Below are 21742 nucleotides of genomic sequence, written 5' to 3'. Positions count from 1 at the left end.
ATTGAGGTTAAGAGAGACACACCCCGCCCGCTACGGGCGTTTGCGGAAACGCAACAACCAGCGGCACAGCGGCGTAAAGCGACGGTGACGCAAAATGGAAATGCGCCAGAGCGTCGTGACCATGCCGAGCAGACAGGGCGGTGCAACGCAGGCCAATGACAGGAAGGAAACCGGACTGTGCGACCATGCCGCCGTAATGAGGCAGGCCAGCATCGGAACGGCGAACACCGGCAGGCGCAGGCGCAAGGCCGAGATGACGCCGGGAATATCCGCGTCGGCAATACCCCAGGCCGCAAGAACAAGGGAGAAATCTTCTTCCAGCGCGGCCTGTTCCGAGGCCGCGCGGTTCCGCCGGAACGCGGCCAGCCGGGAACGGAAACCGGAACGGAGTTCCGTCAGGTGCTGACGGGATTCACCGGCGAGAGCCAGAACACTTGAAAGGGAAACGGGCGTTTTCATGCCGACCTCCAGCCGGGACAGTTCGCCTCAAACACCGCGCGGGCAAAGCCCATCGGCGTGGCGCTGCGGAGGTTCGCTCTTTCCGGTGAAGGAGGAAGCCGGTGCATCCTGCTGCCCTGTACCGGCTCAAGCCGTTTGGGTGGCGGCATAATGAAGCCGCCCCCTGTCCAGAGGCAGGTTTTCTTGGTGTACAGGTCGTTTTCACCGCCCGGATAGCCCGCGTAATCACAGGGATCGAAGGTGAAATCAGGCTTGCGCCAGTAAGTGGAGATGGTGGAGACGGGGTTTTCGATGAGGTACGGCGCATGTGTCCATTCCGCGAGGCGGATGGAAGCGTAGAACAGGCGTATGGACTGGAACAGCGCGAACAGCCCCTTGTCCCTGAACCACCGTGCCCCGGAAACGGCCACATCCGTGCAGGGCGGGAAGAAGGCGGCAAAGATGATGGGGCGGAACGGCGGCAGCCAGTCGCGCATGTCCGCGCCGACACGGATAATGTTTCCCTGTCTCGTTTCTCCCTGCGGATGCTGTATATCGACGCAGTAACAGAGGTATCCCGCTTCCGCCCAGGGGCGCACCATGTTGCCGGTCAGGTCAAAGCAACTGATGACGGTTTTTTCCTTGTCGAAAATATCCATATCAGCTCCTGAAATTCTGTTGCGTCAGTCCCGGCCTGGGGCTGGACGCAGGGGCCTGCGGCGTTGAAGTCCGGGCGTTGCCCGCGCCGGGGTTGTTCCATTGCCGTGAAATGTCGCCGCGCAGTTCCCGCGCTCCATGAGCGCCGGAGGAAACCGCATTGGTGGAACCGACAAAGACGTTTTTCACACCTGCCTGGTCTTCCTTCTCGCCAAGGGCGTGGAACTGCTGGCCTATCCAGTTGGTAACGTGTTCGGGCAGGTAGTGGATGAGGCTGAAAAACTTGTTGGCCGTCATGATGACCACGATGCCGAGGATGACGAGCATGGAGAACGTGCCGGTAATGCCGATAACCTTGGTCTGCATGGTTCCGCCGACAAACAGCTCGAAGCCCGCGCCGAGCAGCCTGCCCACCACGTTCATGAGGATGACAGCGGCGAAGAATCCGCAGACCATGAGCGGCGGGCGGATGAGAATGCCGAGCAGAAGGAAGTAGCCCCGTTTGCCGTGCTGGCCCGCAGCGCCGTCCCCTTCGGGCAGGGCATGGGCGCAGAGCCAGAGCGGCGCGGCCACAAGAGCTTCCACCACCAGAATGATCCAGCCGACAAGCGCGGAAATCCAGCGGATGAAGGGAATGGCGGGCAAGTAGTAGGCCAGCGCCAGCCCGTAGAGCAGGAGAGGCAGAAAGACCGTGAACAGGACAAAGGAAATGTATTTGTCCAGATTGGGAATGGCCTTGCCCACAAAGGACAGTGCCTTGCCCATCGAGTGTGCCACATCCACCACGCCGAGCGCCGAGGCAAGGCCCCAGGCCGTGCCGATGAGATAGTCCCCGACATCGGACACCGCCATGATCGGGTCCTGGCTGGAGAGCTTTTCAACGGCTATGGGCAGGATGTTCCCGGCCACGAGCTGATTCAGCGTTGCCCGCAGCCAGTTGCGGATTTCATCAAAGGCCCGGCCTTCGTCCGTAACGGACGGCGTGGCCGTGGTGTCGGAAATCCCCCTCCGGCTGGCGTAGGCGGTCTTGATATAGTTGGCCACACGCTCTTTGGCCGCTTCATAGTCCCGCAGGCCGTGCATCAGGGCATGGAGTTCCGATACCGTGTACTCGTGCGGGCTGTAGGCAATGCCGGAGTACATGGCTTCCCGGACTTCCTGATTGATCCAGGCGATAGACCAGTAGGACGAACCTGCCGCAAACCAGCCGTATTGCGCGGCATTTTCCCTGAACTCGTTGAGCTTGCCCTGAAGCTGTCCCTGTTGCGCGTAGCTTTGCAGACCGGAAAGGATGGTCGTGTTGACCTGATTGGCCGCATCGTACAGGGCGCGAGGCTCGATGGAGGAAGCCGGAGTATCGGGATCGGCAAGCTGTTGCGCCAGAGGTGAGAGCGCGGAAATGGCCGTGCCCACGGCATTGACCTTTCCCCGGCACAGGGCGTCACTTTCGTCCACGCAGGAAACCGTGATGCTTCCCGCGTTGCCGTTGAAGATGAATCTGTATTCGCCCCCGGAGCGGAACCAGTTGCCGCTGTATTTCCATTCCCCGCCCGGCGTGATGTTCAGACCGCGCCGTTCGTTCAGGTAATACTGGAGTGTCAGCGATTCCAGAGCGCCGTTGGTGATGGACGCATACTGAGTGACGTTCTGATCCGGAGCCTGGGGAGAAAGCTGCCCACCATGCTCCACAAAATAGTCCGTACCCAGCTCCCAGACGTAGTTGCCGAGGTTGATGGAAAAGCCGATGCAGGCCAGAATCGCCACCTGAAAGAGCGACAGTCCCTTGAAAATGGGAGCCAATGCCCCCATTGCGCCCACAAAACGCAGCGGCATCCACAGCGAGCTGAAACGCTTTCCGAAAGGAGTGCCTTCGTGGGCCGTCCCGGCCACGGCAACGGCCAGCACCCAGATGAACAGGGCCGACACCACAGCCAGCGCAATCAGGTTGAAGGCGCTGAACATTTCAAGCATCAGTTCGGAAGCCTGACTGCCGCCAAGGCTCGCGCCCCAGCTATCCCAGCCCTGGCCGAGAAAAGTGTCCAGAATATGCTTGCTGGCATCGGTCGGGAGCAGGACTTCCGAAGTCGCGGGAAGGTCTGTTGCCATACAGCTCTCCCCCTACTGTTGAGCGCCGACCATGCGCGTGTAGAGGTCATCCATTTCCCTGCCTGTCGTGCCTTCCATACGGGTAAGAAAGTCCAGCGAGGCAATGACGGTCAGCCTGTCGAGCAAATCCGTATTCTTGCGCGTCAGCTCCATCTGGAACGCCTGCATGATGACCAGCTCCCGCAAAAGCCCCGTATCCGTTGCTGTGGCTATTTGCGCGAACCAGTTGGGATTGCCGACGCGCATCTGCGAGAGGAGCCTGTACAGCCCGGCCTCCGAGAGCTTGCCGTCCACAATTCCGGGCGGCGTACCGCTCCCGCCCGCTTCCGACCACTGGTTTTCCGCCCAGGTGGTGACATCTTCCGGCAGCGTGGGCGCGTGGTACACCACATGGTTGTTCAGTGACTCCATGACGGCGGCTATCCGTTCCTCATGGATTTTCCGCGCCGCCGCATAGGTCTGTCCGGCGGGCGTTTCCTTCTGCTCCTCCGTCACCACCGGCAACGGGCGGGGATTGGCCAGTGTCTTGACGGCTTCATGGGCCTGCGCCACCTGATCCTCGGTCAATGTACTTTGCAGCGGAAAAAGCGCGTCCAGACTTTCCCGTTCGGAGGGCTGATCCTCGGCCAGCACACGCTGAAGAAATTCCACCGGCTTTTTGGGCGTATGGGCGTGTTCAAGCTGCTTCTCGCGCATGGCCGCGTGGATTTCCCGTCCGGCCTGAGCGCCGAGCTGGATGCCCGCGCCCAGGGAACTGCTTCCGCACAGCCCGGCGGGCTGTGCGGCCTTGCCGTACATATCTTCGGTTTTCATGGCCTCGCCCGCCACGGCCTGTCCCTTGAGCGTGGCGGCATTGCTCTCCTTGAGGGCGATCAGCGCCCGCACGATGGTGGCGGATTCCGTCTTGATGGTGCCGATGATGTTCTGCGCCGCCAGCAGGATTTCCGAACGGATGGCCTGAGCTTCCGCAGCAGTATAGGCGTTTACCGCCTGAATGGTTTCGGATTTCGCCGCTGTGACGATGGCTCTGACAGAGCCGCATCCGCAGCCTCCAGCCCAGACCTGAGCCGGAAAAGCCGTTATCAGCAAAGCCAAAAGAACTTTTTTCATAGTTCCCTCGCTATTTCGTTGGCAATTTCCAGAATGACGTTGACGACTTCCCCATCGGCGTCGCTCTGGTCTTCGACGTTGCGCCTGCGTCTTTCCACTTCGGCCTTGGCCGAACCGCCCGGAAAACGTGCGGCCAGACGCCGCAGGGTTTCGGACGGCCCCAGGCGCTGATAGAGATTGTTGCGGATAGCCACGTCTTCCGTGGTGGTGGAAAAGGCCCAGAGAGATTGAGGGCCTATGGTCAGACTGAGGACAAGCTGGGACATGCCCGAACCTGTTCTGAACAGGGCAATGAGATTGGAACCGGCCTTGCCGGGTTTGCCCAGGCGCGAGAGCGCATGACGGCAGGCCCCGTTCAGGCCGAAGCGTTCCGAGAGATTGTCGATGCTTTTCTCGGTTCCGGAACCGAGAATGACCACGGTTGTGGCAAGTTCGTCCGTGATGATTTTGGGAATGTCGTCAATGGACTGCGTGTACAGCCCGATGGACAGGTTCCACTTGCGTGATTCCCGCGCCATTGTGGTCATGTCGGCCTGAAGCTGGCCCGCCACCGAGACGTTGTTGGTTACACGGTGAGCCTCGTCGTAGCACAATCTTTTGGGGTCTTCCCGGATGGCCTCAATGCGTCCGGCATGGTAGTCCTGATAGTATTCGGGCATGAGCTGCACATCGGCGGGCATCAAAAAGAAGCGCGAACCAAGAACGTGTCGCGCCAGCATATACATGACCGCCGACTGTCTGTCCGCCGTGGCTCCTCCTCGCGGAGCCACTTCGTCCAGGTCGAGACTGACGATCTGCGCGTCGCCCAAATCGAACCGGGTAGGTTCCTTCAGGATGACATACGCTTCAATGGCATCCAGCAGAGAGCGCCAGACATTGTTGATGGTGTGTTCCTCATAGGTGTTCTGGATGCCCTTGTTCTGCCGAATCTGCGCCCCCACATCGGCCAGCAGGGGTACGGCGTATCTCTGCGCCTGCAATGCCTCATGCACATACCCCCGCTCAAAAAGCCCATCGACCACTTCCCACCAGGAGGTGGAAGCGTCGCGTCTGATGCCTTCATGGACAATGAGTTCATGCAGTTCCGGCAACACATTGGGCTGATAGAGCCGGGGATGATTGCCGTCCGAGAGTTCCTCGTAGGCAAGGTCAATGGCCCGGCCTATCAGACCCGGCACGCCGTCCGCCGGAGCCGTGACATCCAGGGGCGTGGCCAGCAGCGACAACAGGTTGACCAGAAACGCCTTGTGCGAGGGCAGCGGCTTGCGGCACCCCAACGGCGTGTCAAAGGGATTGACGGCATAGTCCGGCGTCATCCTGAGCCGGTGATAGGCGGCAAGGTGCTTTTTCCCTTCGGGCAGGTTTTCCCGCAGCAGGGTAATCAGGCCGGAAGAAGACGGCCCCACGTCCACGATGGACAGCCACGGCAGGCGGGACAGCCCGGCCTGCGTGACAAAGGCGAAGTTCATGGCGTTCAGGAAAACCGACTTCCCGCCGCCCATCGGAGCGACGCCCAGATCGATCCACGCGGCCTGTTCCGACGAGTTCGGCGCGAACGGCATGACTTTACCGTCCTGAGTGCGGAACAGAAGGCTTCCTTCTTTCCAGGGTGAAGCCGAGCGCAGCGGCCACATGCCGATGGCATCCTGAAGCGGCGCGGCGGTAACCGGGGCCGGACTGGACGGCATCAGGCCGGGCAGTGTCGCGGTAACGCCGAGCAGCGGGTCGCCAAGAGCTTCCGTCACATCACACGTTCCCCATCCCTGAACAGCTTTGGAGAGTTCCGCCACCCGTCGTCTGAGCAGAAGATGAGCGTCCTGTTCATTTTCCCGTACACAGGCCCAGGTGCAGAGGCAGATACGGAACTTCACGCAGCACACGCCTTCCAAATCCAGCGCCCGCAATGCTTCCACGGCGTTGTTGAAGCGTTTGTTGTCCGCATTGGTGAACGCCAGAATCGCGGCCAGCAACGGCTTGAGGCCCATGTTCAGGCCGCCGTTTTCCAGCAGGAAGGACATGCGGTACGGCAAACGCTCGTCCCGTCGCGCCAGAACGCGGAAAAAGTCCTGGAAGGGTTTGGGCGTCTGCGGCATGAGCGTCATAATCAGCGGCCCATAGATGCGCTCGCCTATTCGGATTGCGCTCCGCGACACCATGTTCCCCTCGCGCGGCCAGAGCTGCGTTCTGAAGTACGGGTACAGGACGTTATGCAATTCCTCTCTTTTGCCTGTGTCCGGGTCAGGCAGACGGAGCGGCAGGGGATCGCCGGGCACAAGCGCCCGCCATGCCCGGTTGGTGAACTCCGGCGCGATGCACAGGCGAATGTCACGCAGGGCGTCATGCGCCGTGAGCGGCCAGGCCAGCAAATCCGCCTGCCGGAAGGCATCAAGAACACCAGTAAGAAAGCCATTGTGCGCGTCATGCAGGGCGGCGACGGCACGGGCAATCTGCTGACAACCCGCAAGTGTGGGCATTTTGGACATGGCCGCGTCGCGTTCCTTCAGCGCCGTCTTCCGCAGGGTGTCGGGCAGCACGGCGGGCCGCGTCCACAGCACAATCCAGCATGTTTCCAGAGCGCAGTAACGTTGCAGGGCATGGCCCCAATCTTCCAGCAGCGGGCCGATATGCAGGCCGAGGTTGTGTGCCGTCAGGCGCGACGGCTCAAGAAGCTCGGCAATTCGTTCTCCGCTGCTTTCCGGGTCATATTCAAAGACCACCTGAAGGGCGTGCCCCGGTTTGGAAAGCGTGGCCTGGAGCTTTTCCGTCAGGCCGGAGACGATGGCCGCGTATTCTTCCACCCCCACATGCTTCAGCGAGCCTTCCAGATGAAGAAGGCTGACGAGGCTTCCGTCATCGGCCACGAGTACGCCGTTATCCACGGTTTCAAGACGACAGTAACTGTGAACCGGCCCGGCGAACGCTTCCGAGAGAGCGCGGATGCCGCGATCCACGCCGTTGACAAGTATATCAAGCATTACGCATCCCTCTTGAGTACGACTTGCTGAATGACCACGCCGCGCGGCGTCTTTGCCGTGGACGCACGGCAGACAAGGACAGTGGCAAGGAGTTTTTGCGTGCTTTCCACGCCCTGGCTGGATTCGTAGGAAACAATCAGGGGGAACTCGACTTTCCATGTGGCCTTGCCGCCCACCAGACCGGAAGCGATGATTACCGGGGCGCGTGTGGCGACGGCGGAAGCGGAAAGTCGCTTGTCCCGAATCATGTCCTTTTCCATTTACGGCGGCCTTGAAGGCAAGCTGGAATCCGTCAGCGCGGATACCATTGAGGACAAAAAGGGTGATTTTCACTATCTTGTCAAAGTGCGCACGCAGAAGACGGCCATTGAGCACAACGGCGAAATCCTGCCCATCATTCCGGGGATGATGGTCACGACGGATATTCTTATCGGCAAAAAAACCGTACTTGACTATCTGCTCAAGCCCATTCTGAAAGCAAGGCAGAATGCCCTGCGCGAACGCTAGGCTCAGACCTCATTAAAAATACGGAGAGTATTGCCAAAAGAATAATAAAATATCTTCTCTCTGCCAGATTCCATGTGAACGGGCAGAGAGAAGATATTTTATTATTCTTTTGGCAATACTCTCAATTCTCGTCCATCCGCAGAAAAAATGCCGCCTGGCAAAGAGGAATTTATGCGTTTTCCCGTATAAAAAGTATACAATGTATAAATTTTAACCATAGGCATGCGCTGCACGGGCGCCCATACATGCGGGCTGCGATCCGTCCCCAAAGCGACCGGCGTTTTCATTGTCTTCTGTAAAAGGATGAGCTATGATTTCCGACTTGAATAAAACGCCCAGTTTGAAGGAGCAGGAGATATGACTGAGGTAAAAACGGAAAAGCCCGCACAGGAAGAAGGCTCTGAAGACTTTGCCGCCATGCTGGCGGCCCATGGCGCTTCTTCCGGTCGCTTGCAGCCGGGCCAGAAGGTCAGCGGCGTCGTCATTGCCATTACCGGAGACAGCGTCTTTGTGGATGTGGGCATCAAGGTGGACGGCATCATGGATCGCAAAGATATTATGGATGCCGAAGGCAAGGAAAGCGTGGCCCCCGGCGACAGCGTGGAAGCCTGGGTCATTGCCGTGTCTCCGCAGGAAATCCGTCTTTCCCGCTCCATGAGCGGCAGTGGCGTGGCCGCCCTGGAAGAGGCGCGCGACGCCGCTCTGCCGGTGGACGGGCGTGTAACCGCCGTGTGTAAAGGCGGTTACACGGTGGAAGTGCTGGGCAAAACCGCCTTTTGTCCCGGCAGCCAGATGGAGGCCGCGTCAGGCGACGCTGATTCCATGGTGGGCCGGGGTATGCAGTTCCTGATCATCCGAGTGGAAAACCGGGGCCGCAATATCGTGGTATCACGCCGCGCGTTGCTGGATCGCGAGCGCCAGGAAAATCTGGACAAGCTGCTGGAAAGCCTCAAAGAAGGCGATACCGTTGAGGGGCGGATCACCCGTCTGGCCCCCTTCGGCGCGTTCATGGAGCTGGTGCCGGCTGTTGAAGGCATGATTCATCTTTCCGAGCTGTCCTGGTCTCGTGTGGGGTCAGCGGACGAAGCCGTGTCTCCCGGCGATATGGTTCGGGTCAAGGTGCTCGGCATCAATAAAAACGACAAAGGTCAGGTACGCATTTCCCTTTCGCGCAAGCAGGCCGAGGGCGATCCCTGGCAGGACGCGCCCGCGCGTCTGAACACGGGTGACGTGGTGCAGGGCAGGGTGGTGCGCCTGGCCCCCTTCGGCGCGTTCGTTGAACTGCGGCCCGGAGTGGAGGGCCTGATTCATATTTCCGAGATGTCATGGAGCAAGCGGGTCAACAAGCCTGAGGAGGTGCTCGGCGCGGGCGAGACGGTTTCCGTCAAAATCAAGGATATCAATGCTGAAACCCGGCGCATTGCCCTGAGCCTGCGCGACGCCGAAGGCGACCCCTGGCAGGATGCCGCTCAGCGTTTCGCCGTCGGCTCCACAGTAAGCGGCACGATTGAAAGCCGCACCCAGTACGGTCTGTTTGTGTGTCTGGCTCCCGGCATCACGGGCCTGCTGCCCGCCGGCGTGATCAAAAACGCCAAAAATGCGGCTCAGTTCAGCAAGCTGGACAAGGGCGACAGTGTGACTCTGGTTGTTCATAATCTGGACAGTGCCGCCCGGCGCATCAGTCTGGCGCCGGAAGGTTCCGAGGCGGCCTCAACCGCCGACGATACCGCCTGGAAACAGCATGCCGCGGTCGGCGCATCCTCTGCCGGCAGTGGAATGGGCATTATGGCACAGGCTTTGCAGAAAGCTCTGCAAAATAAGTAATGAGGAGTGGTTCCATGATTCTGAAAAAATGCCTCGCCGCCATGCTGGCCGTGAGCTTTCTGGCTTCGGCCCAGCTTTCGCAGGCGGCGGATTTGCCCGACTTCAGCAAGCTGGCGGCACAAAGCGGCCCGGCTGTGGTCAATATCGGTACGGAGCGCAAGACCTCCGGGGGCGGGCCTGAAGATTTCTTCGGCGAAATGTTCCGAAATATGCCGCCAGGTTTTGAAAAATTTTTTGACCAGTTCGGCGGCGGCAAGAGCCGCGGCGGCAAACGCCCCCAGCAGAAGCAGAAATCGCTGGGCTCTGGCTTTCTGGTGTCTGCTGACGGCTATATTGTGACCAACAACCATGTGGTGGCCGACGCTGATGTGATACATGTCACTCTGGATGAGAATAGCGGCAAAAGCGAAACCCTCAAGGCCAAGCTGATCGGTTCCGATGAGGAAACCGACCTGGCCCTGCTGAAGGTGGAGGCTAAAAAATCACTGCCGTTCCTGAGTTTTGGCGACTCCGACACGCTCAAGGTGGGCGAATGGCTGCTGGCCATCGGCAACCCCTTTGGCCTGGATCACACGGTGACCGCCGGCATTCTTTCGGCCAAAGGTCGCAACATCCGCTCCGGGCCGTTTGACAACTTCCTTCAGACGGACGCCTCCATCAATCCCGGCAACAGCGGCGGCCCGCTGCTGAATATGGCCGGTCAGGTGGTGGGCATCAACACGGCCATCATTGCCAGCGGGCAGGGCATCGGCTTTGCCATTCCCAGCAATATGGCCGCCAAGATCATTGACCAGATCAAGAGCGGCAAAAAGGTCAGCCGCGGCTGGATCGGCGTGAGCATCCAGGATGTGGATGAAAATACCGCCAAGGCTCTGGGCATGAAGGAGCCCCGGGGGGCGCTGGTAGGCAGCGTCATGGAAAATGAGCCCGCTGCCAGGGCCGGCATGCAGGATGGCGATATCATCATTGCCGTGAACAAGAAAGACATTGAAGACGCTTCAGCCCTGCTGCGAGCCATTGCCGACAAGGCCCCCGGCAGCGTCGCCGTGCTGACTGTCTGGCGAGACGGCAAGAGTTTCGACCTTAAGGTCACTCTGGGCGAACGCAAGAGCGGCCAGAACGATGGGCGGCCCGGCATGGGGCAGAAGCAGCAGGACGAAGGCTTGCTAGGTCTTTCGGTGCGCCCCCTCAGGGCTGAGGAGCGGCGTGAGCTGAAGCTCAACAAGGATGAGGGACTGATGATTGTGGATGTCGCCCCCGACAAGCCCGCCGCAGAGGCTGACCTGCGCCCCGGCGACGTGATTCTCAAGGCCAATCTGAAACCTGTGAACAGCGGTGAAGCCCTTTCCAGGATAGTCAAGGAAGAGGGCGTGAAGCGCGGGGCGGTCATGCTGCAAATCGAACGGCGCGGAGACGTCTATTTCCGCACGGTGCCTCTTGGCAAGTAAACACTATTCTGGAGACGACCTGGGCTGTCCCTTCGGGGACGGCCCTTTTCATTATTGAAAATGAAGCTGCGCATTCTCTCTGTGGGCGGTCAATATCTGACGCAGTCGCTGCGTCAGCTTGGCCATGCCGTCATATCCGTCTGTTCGGAGCATGATGCGGATATTGCCCTGTCGCATCCAAAAACCGTGCGCAAGCTGCTTGAAGAGGCAGCGGGGCTGGGTTTTACCCCTGATGTTCTGTTTTATGCCGATGACGGCAACCTTCCGTCGCTGATTGACCCGGAATCCGCGTCATGTCCTTCCATCTACTATTCCATAGACACATATTGCAACCCCTGGCATCTGGCGTACGCGCGGGGTTTTGATCTGGTGCTTGCGGCCCAGAAAGATTTTCTGTCGCTGTTCAGTGATGAGGGCATGCCCGCACAGTGGTTCCCCCTGTTCTGCCGGGTTGTGGATGCGGCCGCCTCTTTTGAGATGCGCGATATTCCGGTGGCTTTTGTGGGCACACTGGGGCATAAAAATAATCCCGAAAGAGCGACTTTTTTACAAAATTTTCGCGCCTTGCAGCCCTTGGTAATGCGTTCGGGCGACTTTTTCCCCGTCTTTCGGCGCAGCCGTATTGTGCTCAATCAGACCGCCTTTTCTGAAGTCAATTTTCGTTGTTTTGAAGCTATGGGCTGCGGCTCGGCCCTGCTTATGGAGCGGTGCGCTAACGGTCTGGACGCATTGTTCACACCGGGTGAAAACATTCTGCCCCTTTACACAAGGAACAATGCTGCCGAAGCAGCCCGCATCGCGTCCGCCTATCTCGCCAGACCCCGGCAACTGGCGGAAATCGCCGAAAACGGACGCAGCCTTGTGGCGCAACGGCATAGCAGTCTGGTGCGGTCGCAACGCCTGGCGGAATACTGTCGTCAGTTGATTGCGGCCTCGGCGCAAAAAGCGCGGCTTGCGCAAGCAGACCTGCGCCGGAATTTTGTCCGCACGGCTTTCGGCATGATTGCCAGTGAGCTGTGTGGCCCGCAATGGGAGCGACACCGGCGTTTTTTTCACAATCTGGCAACGCGCTGAACATCTATCCGGGGATTGCGGCGCGGCCTGTTCCGTCGTAGACTGCAATCATCTACGCTGGAGGTTCTCTATGGCCGTCGTCCATTGTGATGCGGGGCATCTGCCTGCCCCTGAAAAACTGGAACGCATCCCTTCGCTGATGAGCGCCTATTACACAGAGTTTCCCAATCCCGAAATTGCGGCCCAGCGGGTATCGTTTGGCACTTCCGGGCATCGTGGCTCGTCTGTGCTGCATACCTTTAACGAGGAGCATATTTACGCCATCACCCAGGCCGTCTGCGATTACCGCAAGGCCAAGAGAATTGATGGTCCGCTTTTTCTGGGCGGGGATACGCACGCCCTGTCCGAGGCCGCCTTCCGCTCCGCCCTGGAAGTGCTGGTCGCCAACGGCGTCAGCGTGCGCATCGCCAAGGATGGGGCCTTTACCGCCACGCCCGCCGTTTCGCATGCCATTCTGCGCTGGAACGCCAGGCAAAGCGGCGGCCTGGCCGACGGCATCATCATTACGCCGTCGCACAATCCGCCACGCGACGGCGGCTTCAAATACAATCCGCCGCACGGCGGCCCGGCTGAAACAGAAGTTACCGGCTGGATAGAACAAAGCGCCAATGCCTATCTGGACGGCGGCAACAGCAATGTGCAGCTTGTGCATTTGCGCGCGGCCCTGTCTTCCCCTCTGGTGGAGGAATACGACTTTATCCGCGCCTATGTGGAAGATCTGCCCAAGGTGCTGGACATGAAAGCCATTGCCGCTTCGGGTCTCAAACTGGGTGTGGACCCGCTGGGCGGAGCCAGCCTGCCCCTGTGGGAACCTATTGCCGAGGCTTATGGCATTGACCTGACAGTGGTCAACAGGGAGGTGGACCCCACTTTTCGTTTTGTGCCCTGCGATAAAGACGGCCTGATCCGCATGGATTGTTCCTCGCCCTATGCCATGAGCCGCCTGCTGGAGATACGCAATGACTTTGACCTCGCCTTTGCCTGCGATCCAGATTCCGACCGCCACGGCATTGTGACCCGCCAGGAGTTGATGAATCCCAATCATTTTCTGACGGTGGCGGCCTGGTATCTGTTCCGCACCCGAACGGAATGGCCGGCCGAGTGCGGCATCGGCAAGACCTTGGTGACCAGCGCCATGCTGGACAGGGTGGGGAAGGATTTGGGCCGTCCCGTGGTGGAAGTGCCTGTGGGCTTCAAATGGTTTGTGCCCTATCTGCTCAACCGGCGTTGCGGCCTTGGCTGCGAGGAAAGCGCCGGCGCTTCCTTCCTCTGTTTTGACGGTTCGCCGTGGAGTACAGACAAGGACGGCCCGCTGATGTGTCTGCTTGCCGCTGAAATCATGGCCAAGGAGCAGGCTTCGCCCAGCGAAATATACCAGCGCCTGACAGACAGGCTCGGCGCGCCGGTCTACCAGCGTCTGGACGCTCCCGCCGATGAGCGCACCCGTTCGCTGCTCAAGGCGCTGACGCCGGAAAGCGTGGATATGCAAAGCCTGGGCGGTTCGCCAGTGACCGCTGTGCAAACCCGCGCGCCGGGCAACGATGCCCCCATAGGCGGCATCAAGGTTGTCAGCGAGGACGGCTGGTTTGCCGTGCGCCCCTCAGGCACGGAAGCCATCTGCAAGGTCTACACCGAAAGTTTCAAGGGTGAAGCGCAGCTTTGCGCCCTGCAGAAAGACGCCATAAACTTTCTCGACCGCCTGCTGAAAGAGGGGGAGTGATGAGAAAAAATGAACGGGCAGGCGATGCGCCGCGGCAAGGTTTTCGTGTGGGGCAGGCGCCGCGTTTTTTGTGGCTCGCCGCCTGCCTGTTTTTTTGTTTTCTGAGTCTGAGCGAGATATGGAACTTTTTTCATGATCCGCAATGCCGCTTGCTCGACAGCGAGGGACACGCCGCCGCCGGCATGCCGTGGCATCAGGCTCATTTTGCCCCTGTCGCCTTCATGCTCGGAGAATCATGCTGGTATCTGGCGGGCATGGGGCTGAGCCTTGTCGCGAGGAAACGGCCCGGCCTGTTTGTCGGGCATGTCATGCTCTCCGTACTCTGGATCATGTGTCTCCGGCAGCAATTCTAGAGCATTTTCATATGGAAAATCTTCCGGCGGCGGCAAGAGCTGAGCGTCGCCGCGCTTCAGCCGTTGCGCTGGAGCCGCCCGTGCGGGCCTGCCTTTGGACTTTTCTTGTAAAAAAGCAAAGTTCATCAGCTTGAGAAGAATGACCGTCAGGCGGAAGAGGGCAGCCCAGCGCCGCGTCTGAGGTCGGCCACCTCCCGTGCCGTCAGTTGACGTGTCTGCCCGGGCGTCAGTTCGCCCAAATCCAGCGGCCCCTGAGCCACACGGCACAGGCGCAGAATGGTCAGGTTCAGGTCTCGGCACATGCGGCGGATCTGACGGTTAAGCCCCTGGCGCAGCACCATACGCAACAATGTGTTGCCGTTGCTCGTACTGTTCGCTGTTTTTCGCTCCACCTCCACAGGCAGCAAGGTCTGCCCCTCGGCAAGGCGCATGCCCTGGCGCATGGTCGCCAGAGCCTTTTCCGACACGCAACCGCGCACCAGCACTTCATATATTTTGGGTTGATGGTGACGGGGATGAGTCAGGCGCTGGGCAAGTTGCCCATCGTTGGTCAACAGCAGCAGACCCTCCGAAAAATAATCCAGCCGTCCCACAGGGTACAGACGCAGATGCCGCAAACCGGTCGGGAGGCATTCCATGACCGTGGGCCGCCCGTCGGGGTCACTGACCGTGCAGACTGTCCGCACGGGCTTGTATAGCAGCAGATAGCGGTATTCCTGTGCTGTCGCAAGCTCCCGCCCGTTGACGGTAATGCGGTCGTCCGGCAGCACCCGTCGGGCGGGGTTCGCTTCTGGAGCGCCGTTGACAAGCACCTGGCCCGCAAAAATCAATGCATCGGCCTTGCGCCGCGAACACAGCCCGGCGGCGGCAATGGCCTTGTTCAATCGCACGCCGCCGGGTGCGGCGTCGGCGCCTTGCTGTGGCGCATGTGCGGCCCGGCGTCTTGCGGCCACGCCGGTGTCGGATTGCGCGTACCGTCGCGCGCATGCCTGAAGCTTTGTGTGTCGTGATGCTGATACCGGCATGGCGGCTCCTTGTGGCGCACCATGGTGCTGGAAGAGCGGGGACGCGTCAAGTGCCCATCAGCCGGTCTAAACCGAGTGCCGATTATAAAAGTTTACATAATTATCATTATGGGACATTTACTCGGATAAATGGCGGGCCCGGGAAGGGGCCACAAAACGAACCTCAAGGCGCGAGCGGCATGTTCCCCATACGTTGACGACAAGGACGGGGCTTGCCGACGCGGCGGCTCTGACGTACAACACAGGCGAACTTGCGTTTATCCCAAGGAGTTCTCATGGGCTTTGCCAACAGCACTTGCAGCTTTACGCGCTTCCGTATTCTGGACCCTGTGCCTGACGCGCTCTGGCCCCAGATTTCGGACAGGCTCAAGCGGTTTGCCTTTCGCGACATTGATGACATCCCCGAAATGCAGGCCCATGGCTGGGTCTGCTTTGAGGATATGCTGGATTCGGAATGGGCCGCCGCGCCGCCCCAGAAAGGGGCGTATGTCATTTTTTCCCTGCGGCTGGACATGCGGCGCATCCCGGCCGGGGTGGTCAAAAAGCATCTGGCCCTCGCTTTGCGACAGGAAAAGGAGCGCATGCGCGAACAAAATAAAACATTCATCTCGCGCGAGCGCAAAAAGGAACTCAAGGAACAGGTCATGCTGCGCCTGCGGCAGCGTTTTCTGCCGGCGCCGGGCGAGTTTAACGCGCTCTGGGCCACGGATAAAAACGAAGTCTGGTTCGCCTCCACCCAGAACAAGATGATTGACCTTTTCATGGAGGAGTTTCTGAAAACCTTTGAGCTGCATCTGGAGCAACTGACGCCATACAACCTGGCAGCCTCCATGCTGGATGAGGAAAGCCTCATCCGCCTGGATCAGCTTGAAGCAACCCAATTCGCGCCGCTTGTCTAGCGGGGAGATTTTTCTGATGAATATGCCTCTTTCCGGCGAATCCACGGACAACATTCTGGGCCAGGAGTTTCTGACCTGGCTCTGGTATCAGAGCGACACAGCGCCCGGCGCATTTACGGACAACACTGGCGCGCCCTTTTCCGTTTCCATGGAGCAACGCATCGTGGTTCAGGGCGGCGAAGGCGACGCCAGGGAGACGGCCTCGGTTTCCGGCTCGCTTTCACCTTTGCGTGAGGCGCGCTTCGGCCTGGGCACAGGCAAAAAGGTCAGCCGGGCGCTGATCCGTCTGGAAAAGGATGAGCTGGCCTTCCAGCTCACCCTCAAGGCTGAGGATTTCGGCCTGGGCAGCCTCAAAACTCCCAAACTGGACAAAGGCGACAGTGACGAAGACCCCGATGCCCTGCTGCTGGAAAAATTTTATCTGATGGAAGTTTGCGTGGGCCTGCTGGATTCGCTGTACGCCCGCTTTCTCAAGCTGCGGCTTTCAACGGCATGGCGGCGGGAAGTGACGGATATGCGTCAGTGGCTGACGCGGACGGAATAAACAGCCCCCTGGCCGTATGCACATGCCCTTCTCCACCCGCAGCCGTCGGGGCCGCCTTGCGGCCATCGCCCTGAGAATAGCCAGAAAAACTCTCTGGATGTTACTGGTGCTCTGGGGCATTACCCTGATATCCTTCTGGGTCATCCACCTGGCCCCCGGTTCGCCCACGGACATGGAGACGACGCTGAATCCCCTGGCCGGCGAGGCGGCGCGGCAACGTCTGGAAGCCCTTTACGGTCTGAACCGGCCTCTGTATGTGCAATATGGCGACTGGCTGCTGCGCCTGCTGCATTTTGATTTCGGCAACTCCATGTCAGCCGACGCGCGGCCCGTGCTGGACAAGATTCTGGAACGCCTGCCCCTGACCGTCTCCATGAATGTGATCTCTCTGGTGCTGACGTTGCTCATTGCCATTCCCGTCGGCATCCTGTCGGCATGCAGGCAAAATTCACTGCTGGATCGCGGCGTAACCGTGCTGGTGTTTCTGGGGTTTGCCATGCCCTCTTTCTGGCTGGCCCTGCTGCTGATGCTGTTTTTCGGCATTGACCTCCAGTGGCTGCCCATTTCCGGCCTGACTTCCATGAATTACGCCAATCTGAGCCCCTGGGGCAAATTTTGCGATCTGGTCAGCCATCTGGCCCTGCCCGTTCTGGTTTACACTGTCGGCGGTCTGGCGGGCATGTCGCGTTATATGCGGGCCTGCATGCTGGAGGTGCTCCGGCAGGACTACATCCTCACAGCCAGGGCCAAGGGTTTGCCGCCCGCTCTGATTATCCGGCGGCACGCGCTGCGTAACGCCCTGCTGCCGGTCATCACCCTGCTGGGCCTTTCCGTGCCGGGGCTTATTGGCGGCAGCGTGATTATTGAATCCATTTTTGCCCTGCCCGGGCTGGGCCAGTTGTTTTACACAGCGGTCATGGCCCGCGACTACACCATGATCATGGGCAATCTTGTGCTGGGCGCCGTGCTTACCCTGGCGGGCAATCTGCTGGCCGACATCGGTTATGGCCTGGCCGACCCGCGCATCCGTGCCGCCGGAGAATCCAACTGATGAGCCCCGCCGTCGTCAGAAATACGCTGAAATGCCTGTTCGGGCAGAACCTCATGCTTGCGCTGGGCCTGGGCATTGTGCTGAGCATGTCTCTGGCGGCGCTCTGCGCCCCGCTGCTTGCGCCCTACTCGCCCACTGCCCTGCATCTGGATCATATTCTGGAACCGCCCTCCTCCCGCTTCTGGCTGGGCACCGACCGTCTGGGCCGCGACGTTTTTTCACGCCTGCTGTACGGCGGGCGCGTGTCCCTCTGGGTAGGTTTCGTGGCCGTGGGCATTTCCATCAGCATCGGCGCCATACTGGGCCTGATCAGCGGTTACTTCAGGCGCTGGGTGGATGAAGCCATCATGCGGCTGGTGGACATCATGCTCTGCTTTCCTTCATTTTTTCTGATTCTGGCGGTCATTGCCTTTTTGGAGCCTGACCTTACCAATATCATGGTTGTCATCGGCCTGACCTCCTGGATGGGCGTGACCCGCCTGGTACGCGCCGAAACCCTCAGCCTGCGTGAGCGCGAATTTGTAGCCGCCGCCCGCCTGGCCGGAAGCCCCACCTGGCGCATTCTGTTCCGCCACATTCTGCCCAATGCCCTCGCGCCAGTGCTGATTACAGCCACACTGGGCGTGGCAGGGGCCATTCTTGTGGAATCAAGCCTGAGTTTTCTGGGGCTGGGCGTGCAGCCCCCCACGGCCAGTTGGGGCAACATGCTTATGGAAGGCAAAACCGTCATTGAAAGCGCGCCCTGGCTTTCGGTTTATCCGGGGCTGGCTATTCTGATTACTGTACTGGGTTACAATCTTCTGGGCGAAAGTCTGCGCGACCTGTTGGATCCGCGTCTCAGGCGGTAATCCCTTTTGCCCTGAGCGGCCCCTTTTGCTAGAATGTTGGCATGCCGCCTTGTCACGCGGCCTGTAACAAAAATATTATTCATCCATTACTTTAAGTTGTTGGCAATCATGCTGGAATATCTGCGCATCCGCAATCTGGCCCTGATCGAGGATATGGAGCTGGACTTTTCGCCGGGCATGAATGTGCTTACTGGCGAAACCGGCGCGGGCAAGAGCTTTGTCCTCAAGGCGCTGGGTTTTCTGCTGGGCGACAAACTGAGCGCGGAAATGGTGAGACCTGGCGCGGAGCGGGCCCAGGTGGAAGCGCTGTTCACCCTTGATGGGCAGGATATGGTCTTGCGACGCGAGTTGCTGGCTGAAAGCGGTCGCAGCCGTTTTTATGTCAATGACGCGCTGCGTTCGCAGGAAAGTCTGCGTGAACTGCGCGCGCGTCTGGTCACGCATACAAGCCAGCATGATCAGCAGATGCTTTTACAGCCTGCCTTTCAGGCCCGACTCATGGAGGGCGTGTTCCCCCGGCCTGAGCTGCTGGCGGAGCGCGATGCCTTGCTTGCCCAATTGCAGCAGGTTTCGGCGCAGCGCAAAGCTCTGTCGGAAAAACAGGCCAGCTTGGCGGACAGACGTGACCTGCTGGAAATGCAGCAGCAGGAAATAGATAAAGTATCACCTGAAGAAGGCGAGGAAGAACATCTGGAGGAATTGCGGGCCAGAGCCCGTTCGCTGGCGCATCAGCGAAAAAATTATGAAGATGCCCTGCTGCTGCTGCACGGTGAAGACGGACCGGGCCTGCTGGATATGCTCGGCCAGTTCGAGCGGCTCATTCACAGCATGAGCCGGGAGGACGACACACTGACGCCAGAGGCCGATGCCGTCGCCGCACTGCGCCAACAACTGGCGCATCTGGGCAATCGTCTGCGTCGCCCTCCCCTGCCTGACGAAGAGATGGACATGGATGATGTGGAAGAACGTCTCTTTGCTCTGGCGCAACTCAAACGCAGACTGCGGCGGACCCTGCCTGAAATTCTCGCCCTGCGCGGTGAAATTGAGGAGAATCTTTCCTTTCTGGATGCCTGTTCACTGGATATGTCGCGTCTTGCCAAGGAGGAAACGGCGCTGGCGGAACGACTGTCCGCTGTGGTCGGGCGTATCCGGCCCATGCGGCGCGCGGCCGCAACGGATTTCGCCCATGCTCTGGAAAGCCAGCTGCGTGATCTGGGTTTTTCCGAACAAGTGCGGGTGATTCCCGATTTCATGCCGCATGAGCTCTGGCCGGGCGTCACGGATGATCGCGCGCGTATTCTTTGGGCACCCAACCCCGGCCAACCGCCTCAGCCGCTGGATCGCATCGCGTCGGGCGGTGAACTGTCGCGCTTCCTGCTGGCCCTGACCAGCGTGCGGCAGGACGCTGAAAGCGCCATCTACATTTTTGATGAGGTGGATGCCGGCGTGGGAGGGCTTACCCTGAACAAACTGGCTGAAAAACTCAACGCGCTGGCGGAACAACGCCAGATGCTGCTGATTACGCACTGGCCGCAACTGGCCGCGCGGGCGCGGAAACACTTTCATATCCGCAAGGTGGTTCACGGAGACGCCACATTCACTCTCTGCGCCCCCCTGGATGGTCCCGCCCGCCATGCCGAACTGGCCAGAATGGCGGGAGGCGGCCCCCAGGGGGAAGCCGTGGCGCGCAGCCTGGAAAGCTGACTTTCTCCCCTTCATTCCCCCTTTTTCCGTCACGGTCTCCACACTGGCAAATTTTGCCGCGTACAGGGCCTTTTTGTCACTTTTGCGGCGAAAAGCTTTCGCAGACATCGCGTCAAAAGTGCGCCGCCGGAAGCAGAATAGGCCTGGCGCGCTCCTTTTTTCCCCGGTGGGCTAACATATCTTTTGAATTTTTCTAGACTTTTAAGGATGATAAATAATCCGCCTGTTTTCTGGCATCTATTTTGCTAGAGGCAAAGCACGAACGCATAAGGGAAAAAACGGCCGCGGATGACATGAAGGGCAACGCTCAGACATCGCAATGACTTTATACGCCGGAAACATTACTCCACTGGAGGAGTTCGTGAATACCTACAGCCAGAACCACCTCGCCAGCATGATCCATATGCAGTCCGGCTCTTCCTCGGTTGTCGCGACGACCGTGGAGTCAGATTCCGGCGCTGACGCGTCAGCCCCGCTGGCGGGCAGAGCCTCCCGCGCTCTGCAAAACCTGGCCAGGGACGGCAATGAGCTCTCGCAGGCGTTGGAAGAACGCCTGGACAGCCTGCAGGAATCATTCATGGCCCTGCTGCAAGGTCAGATGGAAGGCGACAAGCTGAATCTGGAAGAGCGTTTGCATTTGTATCTGTCGCCTGAAGGTCGCCTGGTGGTCGAGGGCAGTGACAACGACACGGAAAAGGTCTGCGAAATCATTTCACGCAAGCCGGCCCTGCAACGCCGCTTTCAGGAGATGGCCCATCTGGCCCTGCTTTCGCATGGCGTTGAGGTGGCCTGCCAGGCGCACAGCGCATTGCAAAATTCGGAATATGAGGCGGAAAATCCGCTGTTCAGCCGCTACCATATGTGTCTCAAAGGCCCGCTCTCACATTTTTATATACGTTAAGCTTGCCAAGAAGGATTAAGCGACTTATTCTAAATACCTGACCCGAATACGGGGGCGCACTGGTTTCGACGTGGATGTGGAAGCCGGAGTGGCAGGCCGAGGCGCCGCTGGCCTCGTAAAAAGCGGCAACACAGTAATTGCCAACAACGATTACGACTACGCTTACGCTGCCTAGGCAGTGAGGCAACTGACCGCATTGCCGGTCACGCTGTTCGGGACCACGCCTGATAATCCCGCACGGCGACATGCATCAGGCTGGCGGAAACCGGCGCTCGCCGGGGTTTTCCGTGAGGATTGCACCGGCGGGCTTGCCGCGTTGCGCTTGGTCAGGGGCTACCAGCGCGGCGAGATTTAATCCTGACCTAAGCCTGTAGATGCTTCGCGTGGAATATTCGCGGACGGGGGTTCGATTCCCCCCGCCTCCACCATCAGTTCATCCGGCGACAGCCATTTGAATCCCGAAAGTCAAACTGTGCGGCGGACTTTCGGGATTTCTCGCATCCGTACCCTGAGCCGCAAAGCGCACTCAAGCAGCCGCATGAGTTGGCGTAATTTTAT

General features: G+C 59.5%; 18 protein-coding genes, 1 other RNA gene and 1 pseudogene. 13 read left to right on the top strand and 7 right to left on the bottom strand.

Annotation, left to right across the window (positions count from 1 at the left end):
- Positions 1 to 30: 30 nt before the first annotated feature.
- The 6 genes from ACQRA4_RS07365 to ACQRA4_RS07340 are packed head-to-tail and all read right to left on the bottom strand — an operon-like array spanning position 31 to position 7534.
- Positions 31 to 459, bottom strand: coding sequence for a hypothetical protein (locus tag ACQRA4_RS07365; RefSeq protein WP_427822446.1), 429 nt, complete (start codon positions 457 to 459; stop codon positions 31 to 33).
- The gene (locus ACQRA4_RS07360; protein ID WP_279075775.1) at positions 456 to 1097 is read right to left on the bottom strand and encodes a hypothetical protein; all 642 of its coding nucleotides are present in this window, start codon (positions 1095 to 1097) and stop codon (positions 456 to 458) included. Before ACQRA4_RS07360 ends, ACQRA4_RS07365 begins: the two co-directional genes overlap by 4 nt.
- Before the next feature lies 1 nt (position 1098).
- Positions 1099 to 3201, bottom strand: coding sequence for a DotA/TraY family protein (locus ACQRA4_RS07355; RefSeq protein ID WP_427822445.1), 2103 nt, complete (start codon positions 3199 to 3201; stop codon positions 1099 to 1101).
- A gap of 12 nt (positions 3202 to 3213) precedes the next feature.
- Positions 3214 to 4311, bottom strand: a complete 1098-nt coding sequence (locus ACQRA4_RS07350) for a hypothetical protein (RefSeq protein ID WP_303238220.1) — start codon at positions 4309 to 4311, stop codon at positions 3214 to 3216.
- Positions 4308 to 7286 carry a hypothetical protein gene (locus ACQRA4_RS07345; RefSeq protein ID WP_427822444.1) on the bottom strand — a complete coding sequence of 993 codons (2979 nt, stop codon included), beginning with the start codon at positions 7284 to 7286 and terminating at the stop codon, positions 4308 to 4310. Before ACQRA4_RS07345 ends, ACQRA4_RS07350 begins: the two co-directional genes overlap by 4 nt.
- The gene (locus ACQRA4_RS07340; protein WP_427822443.1) at positions 7286 to 7534 is read right to left on the bottom strand and encodes a DotI/IcmL family type IV secretion protein; all 249 of its coding nucleotides are present in this window, start codon (positions 7532 to 7534) and stop codon (positions 7286 to 7288) included. Before ACQRA4_RS07340 ends, ACQRA4_RS07345 begins: the two co-directional genes overlap by 1 nt.
- A 4-nt stretch (positions 7535 to 7538) precedes the next feature.
- Between ACQRA4_RS07340 and ACQRA4_RS07335 the strand changes: the two are divergent.
- From ACQRA4_RS07335 to ACQRA4_RS07310, 6 genes and pseudogenes are all read left to right on the top strand, one after another.
- Positions 7539 to 7793: pseudogene (locus tag ACQRA4_RS07335) on the top strand (HlyD family type I secretion periplasmic adaptor subunit); the annotation flags it as partial.
- Between the two features lie 357 nt (positions 7794 to 8150).
- On the top strand, positions 8151 to 9617 hold the full coding sequence (locus tag ACQRA4_RS07330; protein ID WP_427822442.1) for a 30S ribosomal protein S1: 1467 nt from the start codon (positions 8151 to 8153) through the stop codon (positions 9615 to 9617).
- 14 nt (positions 9618 to 9631) lie between these two features.
- Complete coding sequence (locus tag ACQRA4_RS07325; RefSeq protein WP_427822441.1) at positions 9632 to 11065, top strand: DegQ family serine endoprotease; 1434 nt, start codon at positions 9632 to 9634, stop codon at positions 11063 to 11065.
- Positions 11066 to 11125: 60 nt separating this feature from the next.
- A complete protein-coding gene (locus tag ACQRA4_RS07320; RefSeq protein ID WP_427822440.1) occupies positions 11126 to 12139 on the top strand; it encodes a glycosyltransferase family protein in 1014 nt (337 codons plus the stop codon).
- 70 nt (positions 12140 to 12209) lie between these two features.
- Positions 12210 to 13859, top strand: a complete 1650-nt coding sequence (locus ACQRA4_RS07315) for a phosphoglucomutase (protein WP_427822439.1) — start codon at positions 12210 to 12212, stop codon at positions 13857 to 13859.
- Complete coding sequence (locus ACQRA4_RS07310) at positions 13859 to 14212, top strand: hypothetical protein (RefSeq protein WP_427822438.1); 354 nt, start codon at positions 13859 to 13861, stop codon at positions 14210 to 14212. The genes ACQRA4_RS07315 and ACQRA4_RS07310 overlap by 1 nt, the downstream gene beginning before the upstream one ends.
- Positions 14213 to 14358: 146 nt before the next feature.
- On the opposite strand, the gene ACQRA4_RS07305 is transcribed toward ACQRA4_RS07310, so the two are convergent.
- Entirely contained in the window at positions 14359 to 15102 is a 744-nt protein-coding gene (locus ACQRA4_RS07305) for a pseudouridine synthase (RefSeq protein ID WP_427822492.1), read from the bottom strand.
- Positions 15103 to 15512: 410 nt separating this feature from the next.
- Between ACQRA4_RS07305 and rdgC the strand changes: the two genes are divergently transcribed.
- From rdgC to ssrA, 7 genes are all read left to right on the top strand, one after another.
- On the top strand, positions 15513 to 16136 hold the full coding sequence (rdgC, locus tag ACQRA4_RS07300) for a recombination-associated protein RdgC (RefSeq protein WP_427822437.1): 624 nt from the start codon (positions 15513 to 15515) through the stop codon (positions 16134 to 16136).
- A gap of 16 nt (positions 16137 to 16152) precedes the next feature.
- Positions 16153 to 16680 (top strand): hypothetical protein, encoded by a 528-nt coding sequence (locus ACQRA4_RS07295; RefSeq protein WP_427822436.1) that lies wholly within the window; start codon positions 16153 to 16155, stop codon positions 16678 to 16680.
- Positions 16681 to 16702: 22 nt separating this feature from the next.
- Complete coding sequence (locus ACQRA4_RS07290) at positions 16703 to 17731, top strand: ABC transporter permease (protein ID WP_427822435.1); 1029 nt, start codon at positions 16703 to 16705, stop codon at positions 17729 to 17731.
- Positions 17731 to 18579, top strand: coding sequence for an ABC transporter permease (locus ACQRA4_RS07285; RefSeq protein ID WP_427822434.1), 849 nt, complete (start codon positions 17731 to 17733; stop codon positions 18577 to 18579). Before ACQRA4_RS07290 ends, ACQRA4_RS07285 begins: the two co-directional genes overlap by 1 nt.
- Before the next feature lie 108 nt (positions 18580 to 18687).
- A complete protein-coding gene (locus tag ACQRA4_RS07280; RefSeq protein WP_427822433.1) occupies positions 18688 to 20283 on the top strand; it encodes a DNA repair protein RecN in 1596 nt (531 codons plus the stop codon).
- Positions 20284 to 20644: 361 nt separating this feature from the next.
- Positions 20645 to 21184 (top strand): hypothetical protein, encoded by a 540-nt coding sequence (locus ACQRA4_RS07275; protein ID WP_427822432.1) that lies wholly within the window; start codon positions 20645 to 20647, stop codon positions 21182 to 21184.
- A gap of 50 nt (positions 21185 to 21234) precedes the next feature.
- Positions 21235 to 21612: a transfer-messenger RNA gene (gene ssrA, locus ACQRA4_RS07270) on the top strand.
- The last annotated feature ends 130 nt before the right edge of the window (positions 21613 to 21742 follow it).

The sequence above is a fragment of the Desulfovibrio sp. SGI.169 genome (assembly GCF_050313595.1).
Lineage (GTDB): Bacteria > Desulfobacterota > Desulfovibrionia > Desulfovibrionales > Desulfovibrionaceae > Desulfovibrio.
This window is presented reverse-complemented; position numbering and strand designations above follow the sequence as displayed.

Coding starts and splice junctions, on each gene's coding strand:
- ACQRA4_RS07290 (WP_427822435.1), top strand. CDS start 16,703: ATGCCCTTCTCCACCCGCAGCCGTCGGGGCCGCCTTGCGGCCATCGCC.
- ACQRA4_RS07360 (WP_279075775.1), bottom strand. CDS start 1,097: ATGGATATTTTCGACAAGGAAAAAACCGTCATCAGTTGCTTTGACCTG.
- ACQRA4_RS07325 (WP_427822441.1), top strand. CDS start 9,632: ATGATTCTGAAAAAATGCCTCGCCGCCATGCTGGCCGTGAGCTTTCTG.
- ACQRA4_RS07320 (WP_427822440.1), top strand. CDS start 11,126: ATGAAGCTGCGCATTCTCTCTGTGGGCGGTCAATATCTGACGCAGTCG.
- ACQRA4_RS07330 (WP_427822442.1), top strand. CDS start 8,151: ATGACTGAGGTAAAAACGGAAAAGCCCGCACAGGAAGAAGGCTCTGAA.
- ACQRA4_RS07345 (WP_427822444.1), bottom strand. CDS start 7,286: ATGCTTGATATACTTGTCAACGGCGTGGATCGCGGCATCCGCGCTCTC.
- ACQRA4_RS07365 (WP_427822446.1), bottom strand. CDS start 459: ATGAAAACGCCCGTTTCCCTTTCAAGTGTTCTGGCTCTCGCCGGTGAA.
- ACQRA4_RS07280 (WP_427822433.1), top strand. CDS start 18,688: ATGCTGGAATATCTGCGCATCCGCAATCTGGCCCTGATCGAGGATATG.
- ACQRA4_RS07310 (WP_427822438.1), top strand. CDS start 13,859: ATGAGAAAAAATGAACGGGCAGGCGATGCGCCGCGGCAAGGTTTTCGT.
- ACQRA4_RS07295 (WP_427822436.1), top strand. CDS start 16,153: ATGAATATGCCTCTTTCCGGCGAATCCACGGACAACATTCTGGGCCAG.
- ACQRA4_RS07355 (WP_427822445.1), bottom strand. CDS start 3,201: ATGGCAACAGACCTTCCCGCGACTTCGGAAGTCCTGCTCCCGACCGAT.
- ACQRA4_RS07315 (WP_427822439.1), top strand. CDS start 12,210: ATGGCCGTCGTCCATTGTGATGCGGGGCATCTGCCTGCCCCTGAAAAA.
- ACQRA4_RS07350 (WP_303238220.1), bottom strand. CDS start 4,311: ATGAAAAAAGTTCTTTTGGCTTTGCTGATAACGGCTTTTCCGGCTCAG.
- ACQRA4_RS07285 (WP_427822434.1), top strand. CDS start 17,731: ATGAGCCCCGCCGTCGTCAGAAATACGCTGAAATGCCTGTTCGGGCAG.
- ACQRA4_RS07340 (WP_427822443.1), bottom strand. CDS start 7,534: ATGATTCGGGACAAGCGACTTTCCGCTTCCGCCGTCGCCACACGCGCC.
- rdgC (WP_427822437.1), top strand. CDS start 15,513: ATGGGCTTTGCCAACAGCACTTGCAGCTTTACGCGCTTCCGTATTCTG.